The 22,086-nt window shown below is 53.6% G+C and carries 19 protein-coding genes; 9 read left to right on the forward strand and 10 right to left on the reverse strand.

The features are described 5' to 3' along the window. Positions 1-32: 32 nt before the first annotated feature. Complete coding sequence (locus tag IE076_RS03930) at positions 33-827, reverse strand: inositol monophosphatase family protein (protein WP_189435420.1); 795 nt, start codon at positions 825-827, stop codon at positions 33-35. Further along, on the reverse strand, positions 814-2,157 hold the full coding sequence (locus IE076_RS03935; protein WP_189435421.1) for a TldD/PmbA family protein: 1,344 nt from the start codon (positions 2,155-2,157) through the stop codon (positions 814-816). Before IE076_RS03935 ends, IE076_RS03930 begins: the two co-directional genes overlap by 14 nt. Before the next feature lie 318 nt (positions 2,158-2,475). Here IE076_RS03935 and IE076_RS03940 point away from each other — a divergent pair, with 318 nt between their 5' ends. Further along, positions 2,476-3,084 (forward strand): DUF6101 family protein, encoded by a 609-nt coding sequence (locus tag IE076_RS03940; RefSeq protein WP_189435422.1) that lies wholly within the window; start codon positions 2,476-2,478, stop codon positions 3,082-3,084. On the opposite strand, the gene ubiA is transcribed toward IE076_RS03940, so the two are convergent. Continuing rightward, positions 3,081-4,025, reverse strand: a complete 945-nt coding sequence (gene ubiA / locus IE076_RS03945) for a 4-hydroxybenzoate octaprenyltransferase (RefSeq protein ID WP_189435622.1) — start codon at positions 4,023-4,025, stop codon at positions 3,081-3,083. The two genes, IE076_RS03940 and ubiA, sit on opposite strands and share 4 nt — an antisense overlap. Before the next feature lie 70 nt (positions 4,026-4,095). Then, complete coding sequence (locus IE076_RS03950; protein ID WP_189435423.1) at positions 4,096-4,584, reverse strand: hypothetical protein; 489 nt, start codon at positions 4,582-4,584, stop codon at positions 4,096-4,098. A 120-nt stretch (positions 4,585-4,704) separates the two neighbouring features. Between IE076_RS03950 and purD the strand changes: the two genes are divergently transcribed. Beyond that, entirely contained in the window at positions 4,705-5,985 is a 1,281-nt protein-coding gene (gene purD, locus IE076_RS03955; protein ID WP_189435424.1) for a phosphoribosylamine--glycine ligase, read from the forward strand. Positions 5,986-6,294: 309 nt separating this feature from the next. On the opposite strand, the gene IE076_RS03960 is transcribed toward purD, so the two are convergent. Then, on the reverse strand, positions 6,295-7,062 hold the full coding sequence (locus tag IE076_RS03960) for a helix-turn-helix transcriptional regulator (protein ID WP_209008801.1): 768 nt from the start codon (positions 7,060-7,062) through the stop codon (positions 6,295-6,297). Between the two features lie 219 nt (positions 7,063-7,281). On the opposite strand from IE076_RS03960, the gene IE076_RS03965 reads away from it, so the two are divergent. The 4 genes from IE076_RS03965 (at position 7,282) to IE076_RS03980 (ending at position 12,242) form a co-directional block, all read left to right on the forward strand. Continuing rightward, a complete protein-coding gene (locus IE076_RS03965) occupies positions 7,282-8,127 on the forward strand; it encodes a patatin-like phospholipase family protein (protein WP_189435425.1) in 846 nt (281 codons plus the stop codon). A gap of 27 nt (positions 8,128-8,154) precedes the next feature. Next, positions 8,155-8,907 (forward strand): formate dehydrogenase accessory sulfurtransferase FdhD, encoded by a 753-nt coding sequence (fdhD, locus tag IE076_RS03970; protein WP_189435426.1) that lies wholly within the window; start codon positions 8,155-8,157, stop codon positions 8,905-8,907. 45 nt (positions 8,908-8,952) lie between these two features. Continuing rightward, positions 8,953-11,247: an FdhF/YdeP family oxidoreductase gene (locus IE076_RS03975; RefSeq protein ID WP_189435427.1), complete on the forward strand. Its 2,295-nt coding sequence runs from the start codon at positions 8,953-8,955 to the stop codon at positions 11,245-11,247. 179 nt (positions 11,248-11,426) lie between these two features. Further along, the gene (locus tag IE076_RS03980; protein WP_280514288.1) at positions 11,427-12,242 is read left to right on the forward strand and encodes a class I SAM-dependent methyltransferase; all 816 of its coding nucleotides are present in this window, start codon (positions 11,427-11,429) and stop codon (positions 12,240-12,242) included. 64 nt (positions 12,243-12,306) lie between these two features. Here the strand turns inward: IE076_RS03980 and IE076_RS03985 are convergent, their stop codons facing one another. Then, positions 12,307-13,503: a PLP-dependent cysteine synthase family protein gene (locus tag IE076_RS03985; protein ID WP_244649583.1), complete on the reverse strand. Its 1,197-nt coding sequence runs from the start codon at positions 13,501-13,503 to the stop codon at positions 12,307-12,309. Between the two features lie 148 nt (positions 13,504-13,651). Continuing rightward, positions 13,652-14,392 (reverse strand): helix-turn-helix domain-containing protein, encoded by a 741-nt coding sequence (locus IE076_RS03990; protein ID WP_189435429.1) that lies wholly within the window; start codon positions 14,390-14,392, stop codon positions 13,652-13,654. Between the two features lie 230 nt (positions 14,393-14,622). Here IE076_RS03990 and yddG point away from each other — a divergent pair, with 230 nt between their 5' ends. Further along, positions 14,623-15,513 carry an aromatic amino acid exporter YddG gene (gene yddG, locus IE076_RS03995; protein ID WP_189435430.1) on the forward strand — a complete coding sequence of 297 codons (891 nt, stop codon included), beginning with the start codon at positions 14,623-14,625 and terminating at the stop codon, positions 15,511-15,513. A gap of 22 nt (positions 15,514-15,535) precedes the next feature. On the opposite strand, the gene IE076_RS04000 is transcribed toward yddG, so the two are convergent. The 3 genes from IE076_RS04000 to IE076_RS04010 form a co-directional block, all read right to left on the reverse strand. Then, positions 15,536-16,525, reverse strand: coding sequence for a tetratricopeptide repeat protein (locus IE076_RS04000; RefSeq protein WP_189435431.1), 990 nt, complete (start codon positions 16,523-16,525; stop codon positions 15,536-15,538). A gap of 204 nt (positions 16,526-16,729) precedes the next feature. Further along, complete coding sequence (locus tag IE076_RS04005; protein ID WP_189435432.1) at positions 16,730-18,043, reverse strand: tetratricopeptide repeat protein; 1,314 nt, start codon at positions 18,041-18,043, stop codon at positions 16,730-16,732. Positions 18,044-18,108: 65 nt separating this feature from the next. Then, positions 18,109-18,540: a nucleoside deaminase gene (locus tag IE076_RS04010; protein WP_189435625.1), complete on the reverse strand. Its 432-nt coding sequence runs from the start codon at positions 18,538-18,540 to the stop codon at positions 18,109-18,111. Positions 18,541-19,051: 511 nt separating this feature from the next. Between IE076_RS04010 and IE076_RS04015 the strand changes: the two genes are divergently transcribed. After that, positions 19,052-21,025: a pseudouridine synthase gene (locus tag IE076_RS04015; RefSeq protein ID WP_189435433.1), complete on the forward strand. Its 1,974-nt coding sequence runs from the start codon at positions 19,052-19,054 to the stop codon at positions 21,023-21,025. Continuing rightward, on the forward strand, positions 21,022-21,582 hold the full coding sequence (gene rsmD / locus IE076_RS04020; protein WP_189435434.1) for a 16S rRNA (guanine(966)-N(2))-methyltransferase RsmD: 561 nt from the start codon (positions 21,022-21,024) through the stop codon (positions 21,580-21,582). The genes IE076_RS04015 and rsmD overlap by 4 nt, the downstream gene beginning before the upstream one ends. Positions 21,583-22,086 lie beyond the last annotated feature (504 nt).

A 22,086-nucleotide genomic window follows, 5' to 3' on the forward strand; every position in this document is an offset into this window, starting at 1 on the left:
TCACAAACAGTCCGACCGGAACCCGATAGGGATTAGCCCCCTACGGAGATTCCCTGAAGCCTTTTAAACAATTTGGCAGAAGATGCCACTAGTCCGGGGTGATTTGTTTTCGTTTTATTGTAGTAGAGCGTTGATCCGGACAGGTCTACCAATTGGCCACCTGCCTCGCTGATTATTAAATCCGCTGCGGCAAGATCCCAGTCCCGCGCTCTGGCACGTGCCAGACCGGCGTCCAATTTCCCACAGGCGACCAGTGCAAAACGATAGGCCAATGAGCCCAGATAAGGGCTAAAGCGAATCTGCTCACGCTTTACGCCTTCCTTTCCAAGAAAGCTGGTGGGGCCTGCAATGTACGCTCCGGTCACGTCTGAGCGATCTGAAATAGCAATTTTTTCCTGATTAAGGAAACTTCCTCCACCCTTTTGCGCTGTGTAGAGCTCATCGCGAACAGGGCAAAAAATTACACCGACAGTCGGGCGACCATTTTTCACCACCGCTAATGAAAGGCACCATTCATCGCGACCATTCAAAAACGCACGTGTTCCGTCAATTGGATCAATGATAAACACCGTTTCATGGTCCTTACGTGTGAGATCATCCTCGGTTTCTTCGGAGAGCCAGCCGTATTCGGGGCGTGCGTTGCGCAGCTTGGAGGCAAGGAACTGATCGACTTCGATATCTGCCACTGACACCGGGGTGTCGCCTTCTTTGGTCCAGCTTTTTGGTGAGTTTCCAAAATAAGACAGAGCGATCTTGGCGCCCTGTTGAGCTGCTGCTACCAGCAGCTCCAGGTCTTCTTGCAGGCTATATGTATTAGCTTCCGGCAATCGTCAGTCCTTCGATAACCACGGTTGGTGTAGCCACTGCGTATCGCTCATCCAGATCAGATGCGGGGGTCAGATTCAGGAACATGTCCTTGAGGTTGCCTGCAATGGTGATTTCGCTAACCGGGTAGGCAATTTCGCCGTTCTCGACCCAGTAGCCGGAGGCACCACGGGAGTAGTCACCTGTTACACCATTTGCTCCGTGACCGATCAGATCGGTTACCAGCAGACCTTCGCCGATATCCTTCAAGATCTCTTCAGGTGTTTTCTCTCCGGCGTGAAGGGTCAGGTTGGTTGCGCCTGGCGAGGTGGTTGATCCGGACCGGCGCGCGCGGCCATTGGAGGACAGGCCGAGTTCTCGGGCGGAGTATCCATCCAGGAACCAATGACCCAAGATACCATCCTCAATCATGTTGAGGTACTCGGCACCAGTGCCCTCCGCATCAAACGGCGCGGTTCCACCGCCACGGGCTTTGAAGGGATCGTCGGAGATGGTGATCCCATTGCCAAACACCTGCTTGCCCATTTTGTCTTTTAGGAAGCTTGTACCACGGGCAATGGATGCGCCGTTGATTGCACCGGCAAAGTGGCCAAGCAAGGAGCGTGCGGTGCGAGGTTCATAAACCACTGGTGCCTTGCGGGTCTCTAGTTGGCGTGGATTGAGGCGGCGTACTGTGCGTTCACCGGCAAGCCGACCCACTTCTTCCGCCGACATCAGGTCATCCCAGTAGGTTCGGGAATCGAATTCGTAATCGCGCTCCATGCCGGTGCCCTCCCCGGCAATAGCCGTCATGGAGAACCCGGAGCGGGAGCGCTGGTAGGCACCAACAAAGCCGTGACTTGTGGCAAGCACAATACCAGAGAGGCCCCAGCTTGCCCCGGCTCCACCAGACTTGGAGACGCCGTCCACGGCCATTGCCGCAGCTTCAGCTTCCAGCGCTGTTCTGGTCAACTCATCTGCGCTAACGTCGCGCGGATCAATCAGGTCCAGCTGAGGGATCTCATTCAGGAGGCGTTCTGGCTCAGCAAGACCGGCATATGGGTCTTCCGGTGTGACTTTCGCCATTTCAACCGCACGGGCCGCAAGTTCAGCTGGATCATCGCTTGCGTTGGAAGAGATGCTGGCAACTTGCTTGCCGAGGAATACGCGCAATGTGACTTCGTTGCCCTCTGCACGATCAGTGCCTTCTACCTTGCCTTCGCGCACGGACGCAGACAATGACATGCCCGTGACTGCTATCGCATCAGCAGCATCGGCGCCCGCTGCTTTTGCGGCTTCCACCAAGCTTAGTGCCTGCTCTTCAAGCTTCGGGTTGGCAATAGCATCAGACATTCGCACGGACCTCCTGTTGTCTTGCCCTTTGTGTTTAGGGGGTGCCTGTCTTGAGAGCAAGTATACCCGCCAAGAATCGCAGGGCTGTACGCAGAAATTGCAGTGCTTGGACTGATCGAACGTGACCGACAAATGCGCCCGCATAATGATAGTTAGAATTTTATCTAGTTCAGCAGAGATTCGCTAAGCCTTTTAAAAAACTGGGTTTCTTAACCATTCGAGTTAAGAAGTTACGCAGATTTTACACTGTATTTTTCATCTAGTTTAAAGAGAAAATGACTTGAAACTTTCGCATTTTGTGGAGGGAGGGGCAGTTCCGTGATCAACTACAAATCGCAGTTTCCGGGAGATGCGAGTAACGACAACCGCCTTAATCGTGTGCGTATGTCTTTGCCGTTTCGCATGCAAGCGAACCTGCCTGATGATCTTCTTGAAACTCCGGGTGTTAACAGGTCGGATATCCGCATTGATGCGGACAAGGTCCTGATCCGCCGGGACATGGGCGGACTTCCGCTCACCCTAACGGTGCCGCTAGGCTCTTATTCAGGTATCGCCGCCAAGGTGAGCGTAAATGAAATGAGTGGTGAACTTGATTATCAGATCATTTTGCTACACCGCGACCATGCCTTGAGTATCCCCCTTTATCTGAATACAGATATGGATCTCACGGCAGATCACTGGGAGGCGTGGTCAAATGCGCTCGCGCTTCCGCTGTTGACCCTAGACGACGATGGTACCTGCAAGCTGGCCCGCCTTGGGCTGAGCGCTTGCTCTCAAGGCGAGGCGCTACCACGCAGAAAGCTGCGTGCGCTTACAGAACGGCGCCCGCGTTTTCTTGTTGTGCGCAAAACAGGTAAGCCGACACCCTTGCAAAAATTTCTTGCCAGCTCCCGTCGCTTCACATCCTTGCGGCGCCGGAATACCTAAATGTAGTAGGTGGCGAGGCCATCCAGAACCAGTCCAACAAACAGGATCAGGCCGAAGGTGGAGTTTGACTTGAAGAGTTCAAGGCACTGATCGCCATCATCGATATCAAGAGTGCGGATCTGCTTGAGCAAATGGAAGGCGCCAAGCGCCAGTCCCGCATAGGCAAGTGGACCGCTGCCTGCAAGCATGAAGGCACCAGCAAACAGAAGCACGGTTGCCCCATAAAGTATGACCAGTGCCTGACGGGTTTTTTCGCCAAACAAACGCGCCGTTGAGCGCACGCCGACCAGAGCGTCGTCCTCTTTGTCCTGATGGGCGTAAATGGTGTCGTAGCCAATTGTCCAGAGGATACCGCCGCAATAGAGGAGCACTGGCGTTAGTGACAGGCTGCCAAAGACTGCGGCCCAGCCCATCAAAGCACCCCAGGAGAACGCCAGACCCAGCACTAACTGTGGCCAGTCGGTGATGCGCTTCATAAACGGATACGCAGCTACAATCACAAGCGAAGAGATGCCCAAGATAATCGTGAAGGTGTTGAACTGCAGCAGCACAACAAACCCCACAAGCGCCTGCAACACCATAAAGACCTTGGCTTGTCTACTGGTGACCTGACCTGATGGAATCGGGCGTGAACGAGTACGCTCGACCTTGTCATCAATGTCCTTGTCGACAAGGTCGTTATAAGTGCAGCCAGCACCGCGCATTGCCACTGCGCCAATAAACATCAGCACCGCGTACCAGATATTGAGGATCGCAGAGCCTGCCACATTGGAGGCAAGCGCCAGAGACCACAGACACGGCCACATGAGCAGGTACCAGCCGATTGGCCGCTCCCACCTTGCCAGACGGGCAAAGGGGCGCAGTCCCGCAGGCAGGCGCGTATCAACCCAATGACGCTTTACCGCATCTGCAACTGGTCCAGTGTCTTTGGTCTTGAACATTACCACCTCACCGTTGTTCTGAAGCTTGGCTGCGTTCATTCGCATTTTCGCCGCTGGCTCCAGACTGGCTCTAGAAACTGAGAGGAAATTCCTCCTCATATGGAATTGTCTTTTCCAACAGATCGACACTTTGCGTCAAGAAGCCAAACTCCTCGAAGAACCGTTTTCTGGTCTTGCCCTCCGGTCTCTTCAAAGAAACTTCCATTTTCACCACGGATTTGCGTGCCAGATCGTCCTCCAGTTCGTGTAGGACCGAGGGTAAAAGCCGTTCAATCCCCTCCACGGGAGCGAGCGCTACCTGTTCAATGAAGCCAACTTTGCCCCCTGCCCGCACGCTATAACGATAGCTCACAAGGACAAAGCCGCAGCTTTTTCTTCCACTCCTGATCAACCATGCTTGCCCGGCGCTTGGGTCAACCAACAGACGACGGGCGGTTTCTTCCAGTGAGTGGACCGGCTCAGAGAGCGTGTCCTGCTCCCCCCACTTTGCGAGCAGCCCGAAGAACTCATTCATGAACATTGGGGTGATCAGCAAGAGTTCTACTGATGGACGGGGCATTTTGGTCTCTCCGGGGCGGTTGTTCGTTTACTGTCAGGGTGACTCATGTTACAGGCTGCATCACACTCTAGACGCACAACCTGGGAACCTGTTCCCTTCTTATTTTCAGGGTCTACTTCAATGAATATTCTGCTGATCGGTTCTGGCGGGCGTGAGCATGCGCTGGCATGGTCTTTGGCGAAATCTCCTGTGCTCAACGAGCTGTTTGTTGCTCCGGGCAACGCGGGCATAGAACAGTTTGCCAAGTGTGTTGCACTAGATCCAACAGATCACCGCAGTATTGTCGAGTTCTGCCGTTTGCATGACATCCATTTTGTTGTGGTCGGTCCAGAGGCGCCACTGGTTGATGGCCTGGCTGACAGCATTGAACATGCTGATATTCGCGTGTTCGGTCCTTCTGCTGCCGCGGCGCAGCTGGAAGGTTCCAAAGGCTTTACCAAGGACATGTGCGCACGGGCCAACGTGCCGACCGCTGCATATGGCCGGTTTGACAATGCGGAGGCCGCAAAGGCCTATGTTCGCGAACAAGGCGCACCGATTGTTGTCAAAGCTGACGGGCTTGCAGCTGGTAAAGGCGTGATCATGGCCATGACCGAGCAGGAAGCGCTTGATGCTGTCGACAGCTGCTTTGACGGGGCCTTTGGGGATGCTGGCGCCGAGGTTGTTGTTGAAGAGTTTCTTGTGGGTGAAGAAGCAAGCTTCTTTGTTCTTTCCGACGGTGTACATGCTCTGCCGCTGGCGACCGCTCAGGACCACAAACGGGCGTTTGATGGTGATGAAGGACCAAATACAGGTGGCATGGGGGCTTACTCTCCAGCGCCTGTCATGACCCGCGAGATGGAAGAGCGGGTGATGAAGGAGATCATCCACCCAACCATCGCGGATATGAAGGCACAGGGCCATCCGTTCAAAGGCGTGTTTTACGCTGGTCTGATGATCACCAAGGGTGGGCCGAAGCTGATTGAATACAACGTGCGCTTTGGCGATCCTGAATGTCAGGTCCTGATGATGCGTCTTAAAACCGATCTGCTTCCTATTCTGCTTGGCTGTGCTGAGGGGACTTTGGATCAGGTTGATGCAGAGTGGTACAAAGATCCTGCGATCACGGTTGTTATGGCGTCCAAGGGCTATCCGGGCTCCTATGAGAAACTAACCGAGATCAAAGGATTGGAAGAGGCTGCGGCTGATCCTGATGTGGAGATTTTTCATGCAGGAACGGTTTCTGCTGAGGACAAGCTGCTGTCAAACGGCGGGCGTGTCTTGAACATCACCGCACGGGCACCAACGGTTTCTGAAGCGCGCGACAAAGCTTACGCGGCCATTGAGAAAATCGACTGGCCGGAAGGGTTTTACCGCCAAGACATCGGCTGGCGTGCTGTTGAGCGTGAGAAGCAGGGCTAAGCAAATTAGCTGAGTTTACGAAGAGCGGCTTACATGGCCGCTCTTTTTGTTTCACCAGGGACTCTAGGTGAAAAAAAATCCTCCGAAGCAAGCTTCGGAGGAGTTGAATTTATCTACACTATTCGGTCGGGCCACGACAGCCTGTACCCAACCAACAGATCAAATCGATAAACTACCACAAACAACTGCATGAAGCGCAATGGATGTCATGCAGGGGCTAAAGTGCAACCTCCAGCGACGTTAAGTATGCATAGATGCTTAGCTTAGAACAATTGGGGATTTTCCCTCATGGCGTTTAGTCGCATGAGCTTAAGGCGAAAGCAGCTGAAAGGTCATTGCGCGGGCGACTGCATGCGTGCGGTTGGTCACTCGCAGTCGTTGGCAGGCGCGCTTGATGTGGTGCTCTACGGTCTTTTCAGAAAGATTGAGTATGTGCGCGATCTCTTTGTTTGCCCTACCCGCCGTCAACCAGAGCAGACATTCATGCTCTCGAGGCGTAAACCCAAAGAACTCACCCAGAGTTTCTGGCTCCTGCACATGGGAATGGAACAGCTGCACTGCGCCCTTCAGGGTTGCATAGCTCTCGGCCATCTGCGCATCAAAGGCGGCTTGTGTGCGTTCGCACGAGGCGAAGCTTGCGCCGCCGACAAGTTGCGTGTTGGAGCAATCGAGCGGAATGGTCACGCCGAACTTCAGACCCGCTGATCTAACATCGTTGAAGAACTCGTCATCAACCAGATCAGTTGGATTAATGGTGTAATCGGTCCAAAGCTGATCTATCGGGTTGCCGCTGAGCAGATGGCTCATACCCGGGTCTTTGAAGTAATAGCGGTTGGTGTTGTAGTGGTCTACCCAGTCACGCGCATGGTTGGACAGGCAGATTGGCTGACGGTCCTCCACACGGCCCTCAATTTTGGGCACGATGATGTAGGCGCCTTTTTCAAAGCCCAGCGTTTCGGCAAAGAGTGTCAGCTCTTCCCAGCGGGCTTGCACGGTGGAACAGTTCCATAGCTCTTGAGAAAACTGAAGTAAGTTTCGGTCAAAGCCTGCCGGATAGCCCATAGAATAGTTCATCATTTACACCGCAAGATTGGAGCAGTGCAGCATATCAGCCAATTAAACCGCACGTTTAACTGTCAGCACCAAAACATTCGATATGTTTGCCCCAACGCCCATCTATCGTTTATCTATATACGTCGCCTATGATTATCGTTGTATTTCTTCCAATTTTCAATTGGAAAGCAAGGGAGAGAACCTATATTTTCGAATGATAGCAATTCAAGGAACACACCTTCGATGAGCACTCCCAAGATAGGTCTCGCCCTTGGCGGCGGAGGTGCCCGTGGCCTCTCCCATATTGTTGTCTTGCAAGCGCTTGATGACATGGGGCTGACTCCGCACGCCATTACCGGCACCTCTATTGGCGCCTTGGTTGGTGCCGGATATGCGGGCGGGATGAGTGGTGACCAGCTGGAGGCCTACACGCTGGAAACGCTTGGCGAGTGGAAGAAGGTTCTGGGCAAGCTGGTTGAAGTGAGTATGCCCAAGCGCTTTGCAGATTTGCTGGGTGCTGGCAGCACTTTCGGTCAGTTCAACTCCAAACGTGTGCTTGAAGTCTTTGTGGGTGAAGTGCTGAAGAACGACTTTTCGGAGCTCTCCATCCCGTTTCAGGCGATTGCCGCTGACTACTACAAAGCCGAGGAAGTGCGTTTTTCAAAAGGCAGTCTGGTTGATGCGGTTGCTGCAAGTATTGCCATTCCTTTTGTCTTCAAGCCGGTACATCTCAACGACACGGTCCTCATTGATGGCGGTGTCGTAAACCCGTTGCCCTTTGATGTGCTGCCCGATGATTGTGACATTGTCATTGCGGTGGATGTGGTGGGCACCCCCCGAAAACCCGAAAAGCGCAAGTCGCCCAGCGCAACCGAGAGTGTATTCGGTGCAACTCAGATCCTGATGCAGACCATTTCTCAGGAAAAACTGAAAATGCGACCACCTGATCTCTCAATTTTCCCGAATATTAAGCAATATCAGGTACTTGATTTTTTGAAGGCGCGTGAGATCCTCGAAGATAGCGCGGGGCTTCGTGAAGAAGTAAAGGTTGAGCTTGACCGGAAGATCGAGAACTACCTAATCTCCTAGAAAGAACAGAAAGAAGTGGAGCCTGGGTTGTCTATTCTGGACCCTGAGAGGCAAGCATCAATTGCTGATAGCAGAAAGCTTCCTCCCGAAGTGCCGGTTGCGGTGACACTGAACGGAGAAGGCTTTGCCGTGTTTATGGCAACCCCCAGAGATCTAGAGGACTTCGCCGTTGGTTTTGCCATTAGCGAGACAATTGTTTCAGGCATTCAGGAGGTTCACGGCCTCACCTTGCACGAGCATGGTGAGGAAGGGATCAGTGTCAATCTGGATATCGATGATGAACCGTTTTTCACCGCCATCAAGCGTAAGCGCCTGCTGACGGGTACCTCCGGCTGCGGCCTATGCGGCCTTGACAGCATCCGCGCTGCGTTGCGCACGCTTACGCCGCTTTCTCCACAACCTGCGCCTAAGACGGAGAGCATCAGCACCACGTTTGAGGCTATGCAGGCCGAACAGACGCTCAATGGTATTTACGGTGGGGGCCTGCATGCATCCGCCGTGTGCTGCGGGGATCAAATTCTGGCGGTGCGGGAAGATATTGGCCGGCACAACGCCATGGACAAGGCCCTTGGTGCCGGTGCCCGCAGCGGTGAACCGGTTGATCTGGTGATCACAACAAGCCGTTGCAGCTCCGATCTGGTGCAAAAGGCCGTCAGTGCCCGTGTAGGCACCCTTGCGGTTATGGCAACGCCAAGCGATCTTGCGGTCAAATTGGCACAAGAGAACTGTTTAAACCTATTTAGCTGCAACCGTGGATACAGCTTCACCCGCTATAGCTAACGACTCATCAAGTTCATGGCGTTTTAAGAGCCTGAGGAGTCCGGGGTGTCCGACAGTATTATTGCAAAGAAATCAACAGCTCCCGTTGGTGGCTGGGGTGCAGTGTGGCGTTGCGGTCAGGCTTTGATGCAAAACACTTCGCTGTTTCCGGCCTTGCAGAGCGTTCGGCAAATCAACCAGCCAGACGGGTTTGTTGGCCCGGGCAGTGCTTGGACTGCCCCTGAAAAAACCTCCTCCATCGAATTTTGCGAAAGCGGCGTTAAAGCCGTGGCTGCGGAGATGACCGACAAAAAGGTCACCGAAGCGCTGCTTCAGGACTACACGGTCTCCCAGCTGCGGACACTCTCTGACTTTGAGCTTGAGGATCTGGGACGCCTCACCGCGCCACTGCGGTACAACAGACTTACTGATCGCTACAGCGAAATTACATGGGCGGAAGCCTTTAAGGAAATTGGTGCTGAGTTGCGCGCCCTGAAGGATCCGAAACAGGCGGTGTTTTACGCTTCCGGACGGGCCAGCAATGAAGCGGCGTTCCTCTACCAGCTCTTTGGTCGTCTTTACGGGACCACCAACTTTCCCTCCAGCTCCAACATGTGCCATGAGGCCAGCTGCATTGCACTGGAGGAAGCAATCGGCAGCAGCTGCGGGAGCGTCAGTCTGGAAGACTTCGGCAAAGCCGATGCCATCTTTGTGTTTGGACACAATCCGGGTGCAAACGATCCGCGTATGCTGCCTGTGCTGCGCGCAGCCACCCGGCGCGGTGCCCATGTTGTTTCCTTTAACCCGTTTAAAGAGCGTGGGCTGGAGCGATTTGCCGATCCAAAAAACCCACTTGAGATGATGCGGCTTGGCTCCTCCCCTGTGGCGAGCCACTTCTTTACCCCCAAGCTTGGCGGTGACATGGCGGCGGTGCGCGGCATGGTGAAAGCCATTCTTGCCTGGGATTATGAGCGCATTCTCACGCACAGCCTGATCGATCGGGTCTTTATTGATGAGCATTGCGCTGGTTTCGAGGCCTATGAGAAGGCACTGGAATTAACGCCGTGGAAAGAGATTGAGGACCAGTCCGGCCTTTCCCGTGATCAGATTGAGAGAGCTGCACTGATTTATCTGCAATCTGACAAACCCATCATCACCTGGGGCACAGGCCTTACCCAGCATAAACACTCGGTTGCGACCATTCGTGAGATCATGAACCTATTGTTCTTATGCGGCAATGTGGGCAAGGCCGGTGCCGGGGCCTGTCCGATGCCGGGCCATTTGAATACACAGGGCATCCGACGTATGGGCCTAACCTCTCGCCCCAGCGCGGACCTCCTCGATGCTCTGAAACAAGCGTTCACCTTTGACCCGCCCAGCGACCGCGGAACGGATGTGGTGGACACCATCAAACAGATGCATGACCGCAAACTGCGCGTTTTCATTGGTCTTGGAGGCAATTTTGCCCGTTCGGCGCCGGATACAGATCTGACTGAAGAAGCACTGCGGAAGTGCCGATTGACGGTGAACATTGCGACCAAGTTGAACCGCAGCCATTTGATGACTGGTGCTCTGTCTTACATTCTGCCGTGCCTTGGACGCAGCGAGCGTGATGAGCAACGTTCCGGGGAGCAGATGGTGACTATTGAAGACATCTTTTCCAGAGTGCGCAGCTCCTCTGGTGTCAATCCGCCGGCCTCTGATCTCCTGATGTCAGAACTGGCAATTGTTGCCGGACTTGCCAGAGCAACGCTCGGCTCGCAGAAGATCAACTGGAGCCAGCTCATAAATGACTATGACCAGATACGAGAGAAGATCGAAGAGGTTCTACCCGTGTTTGCCGGATTTGACGGCTGGGTACGAACCCCCGGTGGCTTTTCTCTGAGCAACCCGATTGCGGGGCGGCGGTGGGCGACTGCTTCCGGTAAGGCGGAGTTTTCCGCCAGCTCTTTACCACTTGCGACCTCAGCCCAGCAGACCGCAAAAGCCTCAAAACTTACATTCACCTTGCAAAGCTTGCGCGCCAACGACCAGTTCAACACCTCCATTTACACGTCCAACGATCCCTACAGGGGCATTTCCGGTGGGCGGCAAGTAGTTTTCATGAACCCGATTGATATGCGCCGGGCGGGCATTTCCAAGGGTGACAGGGTAGATTTGCGCGGGATGAACGAAGATGGTCGGACCCGTCAGGCCCTAGGGTTTCAGGTGGTGCCCTATGACATACCGGAGGGGTGTGTTGCCTCCTACTTTCCGGAGGTGAATGTTCTGGTTCCGGTCTCTTCAACCGGTGACCAATCAGGTACGCCCACCAGCAAGGCTGTTCCTGTTTCTATTTCAAAATCCCTCAGGCGGGCGTGATTTTGCAGGAGGTGTAGTGTTTCGCCCATTGAAGGAGAAAGAAGCAAGAGAGCTGGCATCCGACGAGATTCAAACTAAGTTCGTTTGACTAAGTCGCTCTTATAGTATTTCCGACTTAGGCTCGCCAAAATACCTATCTATCGAGAAATGAAAAAGAAAAGCTTCGATAGGACTAGCAAATGTCATTATCCGCTTCCCCTACGCATTACACACATGGGAGCGATAAAAGCTCTTACTGGCGTTACAGGCTATTCAACGACGTTTTGCAGCCAGCGACGGAACATGGCTTATCGGAGTTACCGTTGAGGCCGGACATGGAGGTTCTAGAAGTTGGCTGCGGCATTGGCGATACCGCCTGTTACTTTGCTCAGGAAGTCTTTCCCGACGGACACGTCACCGCCTTTGATGTTGCGGAGGAACTTTTAGCCTTTGGGCCTGAGCAAGCCAAGTCACGCAACATCCAGAATATCAGCTTTATTTGCACCGATGCCTTTGATTTCGATTATTCACCAGAGCAATATGATCTTATTCATGCTCGCTGCGTACTTAAGCATTTAAGTGATCCAACTTTTATAGTTTCCAAACTCTTTGAAGCACTTAAGCCTTCTGGGTGGTTGTTTGTAGAAGAAGAATATACACCTGTTCGCGGAACAGACACTGAATGTTGGCAAAAGCGATTTGCGATTTGGATATGGTTACTTGTGCGTGCAGCAGGTGGGCACCCGTATTATACGCGGCACCGTCTACCCGCCAGTATGGAGTCAATTGGCTTTCGGAACATTCGAGCGGAGAATTATGTATTTACGCCCAACCAAAAAAAGTATTTCGAGATGATTTATCTGGCGCTTTCCAAGGAGCTGCGGTCTGGTCTTCTGGAAAAAGGGATCGCAAGTGAACAGCAAATTGAAGACTTGCAGGACATATTCCAAAACGTTGATACTTCAATGTCCCAGCAGGCACTAAACATACCGCAGGTTTTTGGCCGCAAACCATAGATCAGCTCCGTGTTACACAAACACATCAGATAATGTGGAGGAATTGCCCGCTACATCCCACAGGTCATCGTAGAGGAGGCGTGCATGAATGGGCAGAAGTTCCTATGATTTTGGCGTGCCCATCAACCTCAGTAAAATCAATCAGTTTCTGCATATAAGGCAGGATATCAAGCTTTTTGCTGGCGACCCATTCGTCATTGTAGAGTGTGTCCAGATAGCGTTCTCCGCTGTCGCAAAGCAGGGTAACGATCGAGCCGTCTTCTTCGTTTTGCATCATCTCTTTTGCCAGCGCCAGTGCCCCATAAAGGTTCGTTCCTGTTGACCCTCCACATTTGCGCAGAATAACGCCTTCCAACCATCTGATTGTTGCAATGCTTGCGGCATCGGGGATATCGAGCATGCGATCAATCACATCCGGTAGGAAGGAAGGTTCCACTCTTGGTCTGCCGATCCCCTCAATGAGTGAGGGTTTGCTTCTGGTGATGCTGTGATCTCTATTGCGATAGAACTCATGAAATACCGAGTTTTCCGGATCGACCACGCAGAGCTGGGTGTTGGCGTAGTCTTCCGTATGGAGCCTGATGTAACGACCAATGGTGGCCGTGGTGCCACCTGTGCCGGCGCTCATAACAACCCATCTGGGGGCCGGAAAGCGCTCAAGTTTCATTTGCGAAAAAAGACTTTGCGCTATGTTGTTGTTGCCGCGCCAATCGGTGGCGCGCTCGGCATAGGTGAACTGGTCCACGTAATGACCGCCTAGTTCTGCCGCGAGCCGTTCCGCTTCCCTGTAGATCTGGCGGGGCTCCACCAGATGGACCTCCCCGCCCAGCGCTTCAATCTCGCGGATCTTACCGGTAGCGGTTGCCTTCGGGGCGATGGCGACGAACGGATTGCCGATAAGCTGCGCGAAGTAGGCCTCCGAGATCGCCGTTGAGCCAGAGGAGGCTTCAACAATTGGCATACCCTCCCTAATCCAGCCGTTACAGATACCGTAGAGGACAAGCGAGCGCGCCAGCCTGTGTTTGAGGCTACCGCTTGGGTGGGTGCTCTCGTCTTTGAGGTAGAGATCAATACCCGCTTTGGTGAGCTTGGGGATATTCAGCTTGATCAGGTGGGTGTCGGCGGAGCGGCGGTAGTCAGCCTCGATGTTCTTGATGGCCTGCAGCGCCCATTCTCGCTCTGAGGGTTTGGGGTGATTGGTGTGGCTGTTGAATTCCAGCATATAGATACCTGATCCGCCGTTGCTTTGGTCCCTCTCCATGTTTCGGGAGACCTTTCTCACAGCAAGTATACCCGCTGCGTTGCCAGTGGGTTGGATCGATCTTTCCGTTACAAAACAGAGAGTAAAGCGGAGGGTGCAAATGGGAGGATTTACGTAAAAGAAAGGCTATGCTGTGACGGCGAGCGCTTCAGTTGTGGCTTGTCAGGGAGGCGCGGTATTGGGCTCTGTATTGTGAGGGTGTCAGGCCGACGTGTTTTTTGAAGATGTTCGTGAAGGAGGATGCGTTTTCGTAGCCGACCTGAAAGCTGATGGAGGTGATGGATTGATTGGAGGAGCGAAGCAGGTCCAGCGCTTTGTCCAGCCGCATTTCCAGTTGCAGCTGTTTTGGGGATTTGCCGAAGGATGCTTTCAGTTTCTTTTGCAGGCTGCTGACCGAGTACCCTTCCTCCCTCGCAAGCTCCGAGATTTTTGTGCGTGCGGTGAGCTGTTCTTTGACGCTGTGTAGTCTTTCGCCAGCTGCAGTTGCTTCTGTTCCTCTGCCTGTTGCCAGTTCGAGGGCGGTGTTTAGGATAGACGAGGCGCCAACAGCGTCGGACTTGAACGTATCAGTGAGTGACGCAACAAAGTTCAGGTAGTTGAGCGCGAGGGGGGACAGATCAAGCTGGCTGTCGTGGGCATTGCGAAAGAAGCGGGAGACGGCAGCTTTGTCGCTCACGTCGATGATGAGGAAACGGCTGCCGGAAGTGGTTTCGCTATCGTGCAAGGTTTCAGGTGCGATGAGGCCGACAGAGCCGACCTTCAGCTCCCTGAAGCGGCCTCCAATCTCGATATTCATCTCGCCGTGAAGCGGAATAACGGCCTGTGCGAACGCGTGGCGGTGCCCGAGTTCCAACCGGTCATATTCGCGGATAACAGCTTGAAACGACATGTTCTGCTTCCAGATCTCAACTCATCGTGCGGGTGCTTGTTACGCTGACAGCTCCATAAGGGATACAGCGTAGGCCCACAAATCTCAAAAAGAAAATCAATTTCCTGATTTGCCTAAGTGTAAATGGTCGGTGATGGGGCATGATCTGCGCTGCTCTGCCGGGAGCTTCAGAACGGCAGTGGAATCTTTTGGGGCAACTGGCCCCTCGTTTGTGCAGGCGGAATTATTACATGTTACAGAACCAGAGAGCAGGCAAGACAAACGCTGCGACTATGATTGGGAGCATCTCTGTTATCTTATGGGGTACTCTTGCGGTCCTCACGAAACTTACGGGGGATCAGTTTCCTCCGTTCCAGCTGTTGGCTATGACGTTTACGGTCGCCACGCTCATACTCTCCGGTAAGTTGCTGAGCGGGAGGGCTGATCTGCGTTCGGCCTTCAAGATACCATTCTCCGCCTGGCTGCTGGGTGTGGGGGGATTGTTTGGGTTTCATGCGCTTTATTTCGTTGCATTGCAGAATGCGCCTGCGGTTGAAGCCGGGTTGATTGCGTATATCTGGCCGCTTCTCATCGTACTCTTTTCCGCGTTTTTGCCCGGTGAAATGATCAGTAAACGGCATATTTCGGGGGCATTTATTGCGCTGGCTGGCTATTGGGTTCTGCTGGGCTGGGGCACTACTGCGGGCAATCTACAGTGGGAGTATATGGTCGGTTATATGGCCGCTGCGGGGTGCGCGTTGATCTGGTCCAGCTACTCCGTGCTGAGCCGTTTGATCAAGAGCACCTCCTCTGATGCGGTGATCGGCTATTGCGCTTTGACCTCCGTATTGGGCTGGCTCTCGCATTTCCTCTGGGAGACAACAGCTGTTCCTGCCAATCTGACTCAGGTCATTGCTGTGATTGGCTTAGGTTTGGGGCCAGTCGGGATCGCGTTTTATACGTGGGATTTTGGGGTCAAGCACGGCAATGTTCAGCTGCTCGGCGTGCTGGCCTATGGGGCACCACTGATCTCGACACTGCTGCTGATCGTGTTTGGTGAAGGGACTCTTGCAGCCAATATTGTGGTCGCTGCGCTTGCTATTGCAGGTGGTTCACTGATTGCGGCGAAGCGGACGGCTTAGGAGGGGCTGTAAAGCAAGTGCCTCATTTGTTTTTCATCTTTATGATCAGTGTTGCAGCTTCTATCTTGGCGAGGTTCAGCTGCTCTGTAGTCAGCACTTTTGCCACTTCCTCTCGTCTTTGTAGTGCCGTTGCGCTGCCAGATGTTGCCGCCAGCGAAAGCCAGGCATATGCGGATTTGTAATCCTGCGGCATTCCCATGCCGGTTGCATGGAGGGCCCCCAGATTGATCTGCGCGGGAACATGCCCCTGCGTCGCTGCCATGCGCAACCATATTGCGGCTTCGAGATAGTCTTGCTCTACACCCTGCCCATTGGCGAGCATGATGCCAAGATTAAGCTGGCTGGTCGCATTGCCTTGTTCTGCTGATAGCCGGTACCATCTTGCAGCTTCGGTGAAATCCTGCTGCACACCGTTGCCCTTCTGGTACAAGAAACCCAGATTAAGTTGAGCAACCTCAAAACCTTGTTCGGCAGCGAGGCGATAAAAGTTTGCTGCCTCGCGGTAGTTTTGTAGCACTCCGCGGCCCTCGGCATACATAGTTCCAAGATTGGTCTGCGCAGCCACATCACCTTGCTTGGCTGCCAAATGATAGTATCTAACTGCCTCAGCATAGTTCTGCGGAAAGCCAAATCCCTTTTCGTGCATGAGGCCGAGATTATATTGTGCCTCGGCTAACCCCTGCTCCGCCGCCAAGCGATACCAATTTGCAGCTCTTTCATAATCCTGCTGTCCGTCAACCCCGAGGAAGTTCATAGCTCCTAAGGTGTTTTGTGCTCTCGCGTGGCCCTCGTCTGCTGCAAGACGATACCACTCAACAGCTTCAGCGAGGTTCTTCTCAAAAACCACGCCACGTGCGTACAAACTCCCCATGAGGAAATAGAAGTCGACCTGCGCACGCCGCATCTCCTCCTCCACCCTTTGCAGGTGAGGTTCAGGTACATGGAATACCGAAAGCCCCAGTACAGAGGCTAAAATGGCACCCAATACCATTATCAGATAGGCGCGCTGCATGTTTTCTTCCTGAATCAAACATTTGAAATGCAACCAGACTCAGACTCAACAAGAGCAATAGTAAACACAGCAGATATAAGCGCTATCGGAGGAAAGGCAGGGCAGAATTTTACATTGTTAATCCCTCTTTCCCTGGAAGAAGGTCTTTTCTAACACAGCGTTTGATGAAGGCAGGAACTTAAAGGACGTAACGAAGCTAGAGCCTCATTCGCTTTTCATCTTAGCAAGAAATTCTGCTGCTTCCTGCTTAGCTTCGTTAAACTCCTGTAATGTAAGTTCCTGTGCGATTTTGTTCATATTTTGCAGAGCGTTATCGCTTCCGCTCGCTGCAGCGATTGAGAACCAAACGTATGCACGCTTAAAGTCCTGTTGCACAATCCTGCCTTGTACAAATAGTATTCCCAGAGCATTTTGTGCTTTGAAGTCGCCTCGCTCTGCTGCAAGCCACCAAAACTTTTGCGCTTCTGCGTCACTCTGAGGAACACCTTGACCGTCAGCAAATGACTTCCCAAGATTATAGAGCGCACCAGCGTGGTTTTGCTCAGCAGCAAGCAGATACCATTCGTTTGCTTTGACTTGGTCCTTGTGGATTCCGCGACCGTCATCATACATCATCCCAAGGTGAAACTGCGCTTCGGCTAAACCCTGTTCTGCTGCAAGACGAAACAAATTCACTGCCTTAACATCATCTTTTGCAACACCCTCTCCATACAGATATTTGCGTCCAAGATTAAACTGGGCATATCTATGACTTTGCGCAGCAGCAAGGCGCCACCATTTCATTGCATCAGCATAACTCTTTGGTACGCCTTCGCCATGATCATACATCACACCAAGGTTCACCTGCGCGTCAGCATACCCATTATCCGCCGCAAGGCGGTACCATTTGATTGCTTCGTTCTTATCTTCGGGTACACCGATGCCGTAGTTGTAAAGTAACCCGAGATTATGTTGAGCAACGATGTGTCCTTGTGCTGCAGCTAGAAACCACAACTCTCTTGCAGTCTCCAAGTTCTGCGGGACGCCCTGCGCAAGGTAGTACATTTTTCCCAGATTGTACCACGCAGCCATCTCTCCGGCATCAGCTGCCAACCGGTACCACTTTACAGCTTCACCGTAATCTTGCGGCACACCTTGTCCAACTTCATACATGGTACCTAGGTTGTTTTGTGCAAAACCGTTTTGTTGTTCAGCAGCTAGGCGATACCACGCAATTGCTTGTGTGTAGTCTTGAGGAACTCCCTGACCATTCTTGTACATCGTCCCCAAACTGAACTGGGCACTAGCATTTCCCTGATCTGCAGCCAACCGAAACCACTTTAACGCCTTAGCATAGTCTTTTGGGACTTCCTTCCCATCAAAATACATCTCGCCAAGCCGTACTTGGGAATCAGCCCCCCCACCCTTGGCCAATGCCAAGGTAGTTTCAAAGTTACCGGCAAAGACGTGAGAAGAATGGAGGCATACAATGAAGACGAGCCATGCCTGCATTATGATTTTTTGATAACGGAAATGCATAATTCTAATACTCTAAACCTCAACTAATGATTCAAAGCATAACTCAGTTAAGGCGCGGGCTCCATTTAATCCCTCTTTCCCTGAAAGAACGTCTTCAGCATTGCGGCTGCATCGGTTTCGGCTAGACCGGAGTAGACGTCGGGGGTGTGGTGGCAGGTGGGGGAGGAGTAGAAGCGGACGCCGTGGTCTACGCCGCCGCCTTTGGCGTCCCCTGCCCCGTAATAGAGCCTGCGGATGCGGGCAAAGGAAATTGCAGCTGCACACATTGGGCATGGTTCCAGCGTCACGTAAAGATCGCAGCCTTCCAGTCGCTGGGAGCCGAGCTGCTTTCCCGCTTCGCGAATAGCCAGCACCTCTGCATGGGCGGTCGGGTCGTTCAGCTCCAGCGTGCGGTTGCCAGCAGATGAGAGAACTTCTCCATCCTTGACGACAACGCAGCCAATGGGAACTTCGCCGCGCGTTTCTGCTGCGCGGGCTTCCTCCAGCGCCAGATCCATATAGTCGGACTTCAATGTGGGTGTCTTCATGTGCGTCAAGCTAGTGCGTCTGGCGGAGAAGTGGAAGCCAGTTTTTGCGAGAAAGACCCGCAAAACCAAAGATAACGTGGTGCATCACGCTCAGTTTGCCAGCCAGCCGCTTTTTGTTCTGCCCCCAACCCAAGATCGTTTGTCAATGAGGCTGAGTGGTTGATTTCGCAAAATTGAAAAAAAAACCATCATCTGCTTTTGCCCCTTTGCCAACGGGCGCCGGTTAGGTTATGACCGTGCCTAGAACACGCCCGCGTTTTGAATGTATTCACGCGGCGTGGTCCGACTTCTTTTCTTTTGAGCGAATTCTTGTCGTCTGATTGGATCCAATCAAACCGAATGCGCTCTAACGACATTCGAATATTGTGTGGCATCTGACAGACTGCTGGCCAGCCAAGGCGGTGACGCCTATGTGTGCTTATCCAGTGTATCTGTGCAGAGTGTAGAAAGTTAAAGGCCCCGGTTCGCCGGGCAAGAGCCAATGAAAAACAGCGGTAAAAAACCAACTAGCTCCCCCCGCAAATCCGGCGAGCAGACCAAGAAATCCTCCGGCGAAAAAAAACAGAACCAGACAGTGACCGTTTCGGGCGAACGCATTGCCAAGGCAATGGCACGTGCTGGTCTGTGCTCTCGCCGTGAAGCTGAAACCTGGATTGAAGCAGGCCGTGTCAGCGTGAATGGCAAAGTGCTGGACACCCCAGCTGTTACCGTGACCCAGAAGGACAAGGTTATCGTTGACGGCAAGCCTTTGCCGACCCGCGAACGAACCCGTCTGTGGCTCTTCCATAAACCACGGGGCACGGTCACCACCAACAAAGACCCTGAGGGCCGTAAGACTGTCTTTGACATTCTGCCAGCTGACATGCCGCGTGTCGTTACTGTTGGCCGTCTGGACATCAACACCGAAGGTCTGCTGCTGTTGACCAATGACGGTGGTCTTTCCCGTGTGATTGAATTGCCTGCCACTGGCTGGCTGCGCCGCTACCGTGTGCGCGCTTATGGCAAGGTGACTCAAGAGCAGCTGGATGCACTGAAAGACGGTGTTGCTATTGACGGTGTTCTTTATGGCGCTATTGAAGCGACGCTGGACACTGAAAAGGGTGACAATGTTTGGCTGACCATTGGCCTGCGCGAAGGTAAGAACCGCGAAGTTAAGCGTATTCTTGAACACCTTGATCTTTCCGTGAACCGCTTGATCCGTATCTCCTTTGGCCCGTTCCAGCTGGGCGACCTTGGTGACAGCGAGGTACAGGAAATCCGTGGCCGCGTGCTGCGCGATCAGCTGGGCGAACGCCTTGTTTCTGAAGCCGATCTGGACTTTGACGCACCTATCGTCAACCAGATGGATACCCGTACGAGCAAGCAAGCCGAACAGAAGAAAAAGAGAAAGTCTTCTGGCGGAGCTGGTGCTGGCTGGATCAGCGCCAAGGATGCGGCGGCTGTTCTTGCCAAGAACAAAACAAAACCCGTGCGTCAGGACAGAGACAAGAAGGATGGCGAGGGCTCTGAGCAGAACCCGTTTGGTGGCCGCAAGCGCGTTGGCGTGAAGCCAACCTTTGGCGAGCGCAAGTCATTCGGTGACCGTGACCGCGGCGAGCGTAAGTCATTTGGCGACCGGGATCGCGGTGAGCGTAAGTCGTTCGGTGATCGTGATCGTCAGGCTGGCCCATCGCGTTATGGCAGCAACGAACGTGGTTCATACGGCAAACCTCGCCGTGTCTTCAGTGCTGATGGCAGCGTAGATACCTACACTCCAAGTTTTGACGAAGACGATAGCAGGCAGAGCGCTGCAAAGCGCAAGCCAGAAGAGCGTCGTTTTGGCACCCGCACCAAACGCGGTGATTTCGACGTTGCCCATGGCGGCAAAAAACGCACGGCTGAGGCAGATGCTCCAAAACGTGACGACCGTCGCGGTGGTGGCTTCAACCCGGCAGACAATGCGCGCTATTCCGGCGATACCGGTCCAACACCAGGTGAGCGTCGCTTCTCAAACCGTCGCTCCCGCGATGATGCGCCCTCCGATGAAAAGCGCGGCGGCTTCAATAAGGGACCTCGCGGCGATAAGCGTGACGGTGGTCGTGACGGCGATAAGCGTGGCTTCAGCAAAGGTCCACGTGAAGGTGGCCGTGATGGCGACAAGCGCGGCTTTAGCAAAGGACCACGCGAGGGTGGCCGTGATGGCGGCAAGCCGGGCTTCAGCAAAGGTCCACGCGAGGGTGGCCGTGATGGCGACAAGCGTGGCTTCAGCAAAGGTCCACGCGAAGGTGGCCGTGATGGCGACAAGCGTGGCTTCAGCAAAGGTCCGCGCGAAGGTGGCCGTGATGGTGGCAAGCCGGGCTTCAGCAAAGGCCCACGTTCTGGTAAGAACTTTGGTGGAGATAAAGCGCGCGGTGGTCGCCCAGGTGGTGATCGTTCTGGCGCACCTCGCGGAAACAAGGGTGGCAAGAGATCGTGAGAATTGTTGCTGGACGCTTCCGGGGAACTGCACTCGCTACGCCCAAGACACAAAATACACGGCCTACCAGTGACCGGATGAGAGAGACCATTTTCAATGTGCTCGCTCATTCCTACGGCAATCCGGTTCAGGACGCTCGCGTTCTGGACCTGTTTGCAGGGACCGGCGCGCTTGGTCTGGAGGCCATGAGCCGCGGCGGGAAGTACTGCGTGTTTGTTGAGGACGCAGTTGAGCCGCGTGGTTTGATCCGCCGGAATGTGGAGACCACAGGTTTGATGGGCGCCACAAAAATTCTACGACGGGATGCGACCTCGCTCGGTCAGGTGGGCACCATGGCACCGTTCGATCTGGTGTTTCTGGATCCTCCTTACCGCAACGAGCTGGGCGAGAAGGCTCTGGCGAGTGCTGCGGCAGGTGGCTGGCTCAACGCAGGCGCGCTTTGCATCTGGGAAGAGGATGCAAGTGTTTCGCCGGTGATCCCCGATGGATTTGAGGGCTTGGATGCGCGCCATGCAGGCGACAGTCAGATCCTCGTTGTGCGGTACACCGGCATGTAGGCCAGAGGGCCATATATATAATGAGTAACAAAAGGCCTTCCCGGTACGGTTTCGGGAAGGCCTTTTTTGTTGGGCTGATGGTCCTCCTCCCCGCCCCCCCTGTGGTGCCGGTTTGTTGGGGCGGTGAACAGCGCCACTTCTGGGCCGAGTCGTACTGCGAGGAGCGGGCGGGCGGGCTGAGGCTGGGGTGTTTGTGGCGGATCGGGTCTGAAGTGGTACCTGCGACGTGAAATGTGAGGATCTACGCGAGCGCGGCTCACACTTCACATAGGAACGCGTCAAACCTCAAAAGAACGCAGAATTCCCCAAAACAGCGCAAACAAGCCAATTACCACTAATACTTGCTAATACTACCACTATACTTATCAGGGAATTTGGCTTTATCCTGATACTGGCCGCACTCTAGGCTTTGATTCGAGAGACGCAGGTTGCATATAAGAGTGCCTTTGGAATCTATGTAGCGGCTTTTTAATGAACAATAACAGGTACTTAATTCGCTAAAAT

The organism is Pseudovibrio japonicus (assembly GCF_014651595.1).
Lineage (GTDB): Bacteria > Pseudomonadota > Alphaproteobacteria > Rhizobiales > Stappiaceae > Pseudovibrio > Pseudovibrio japonicus.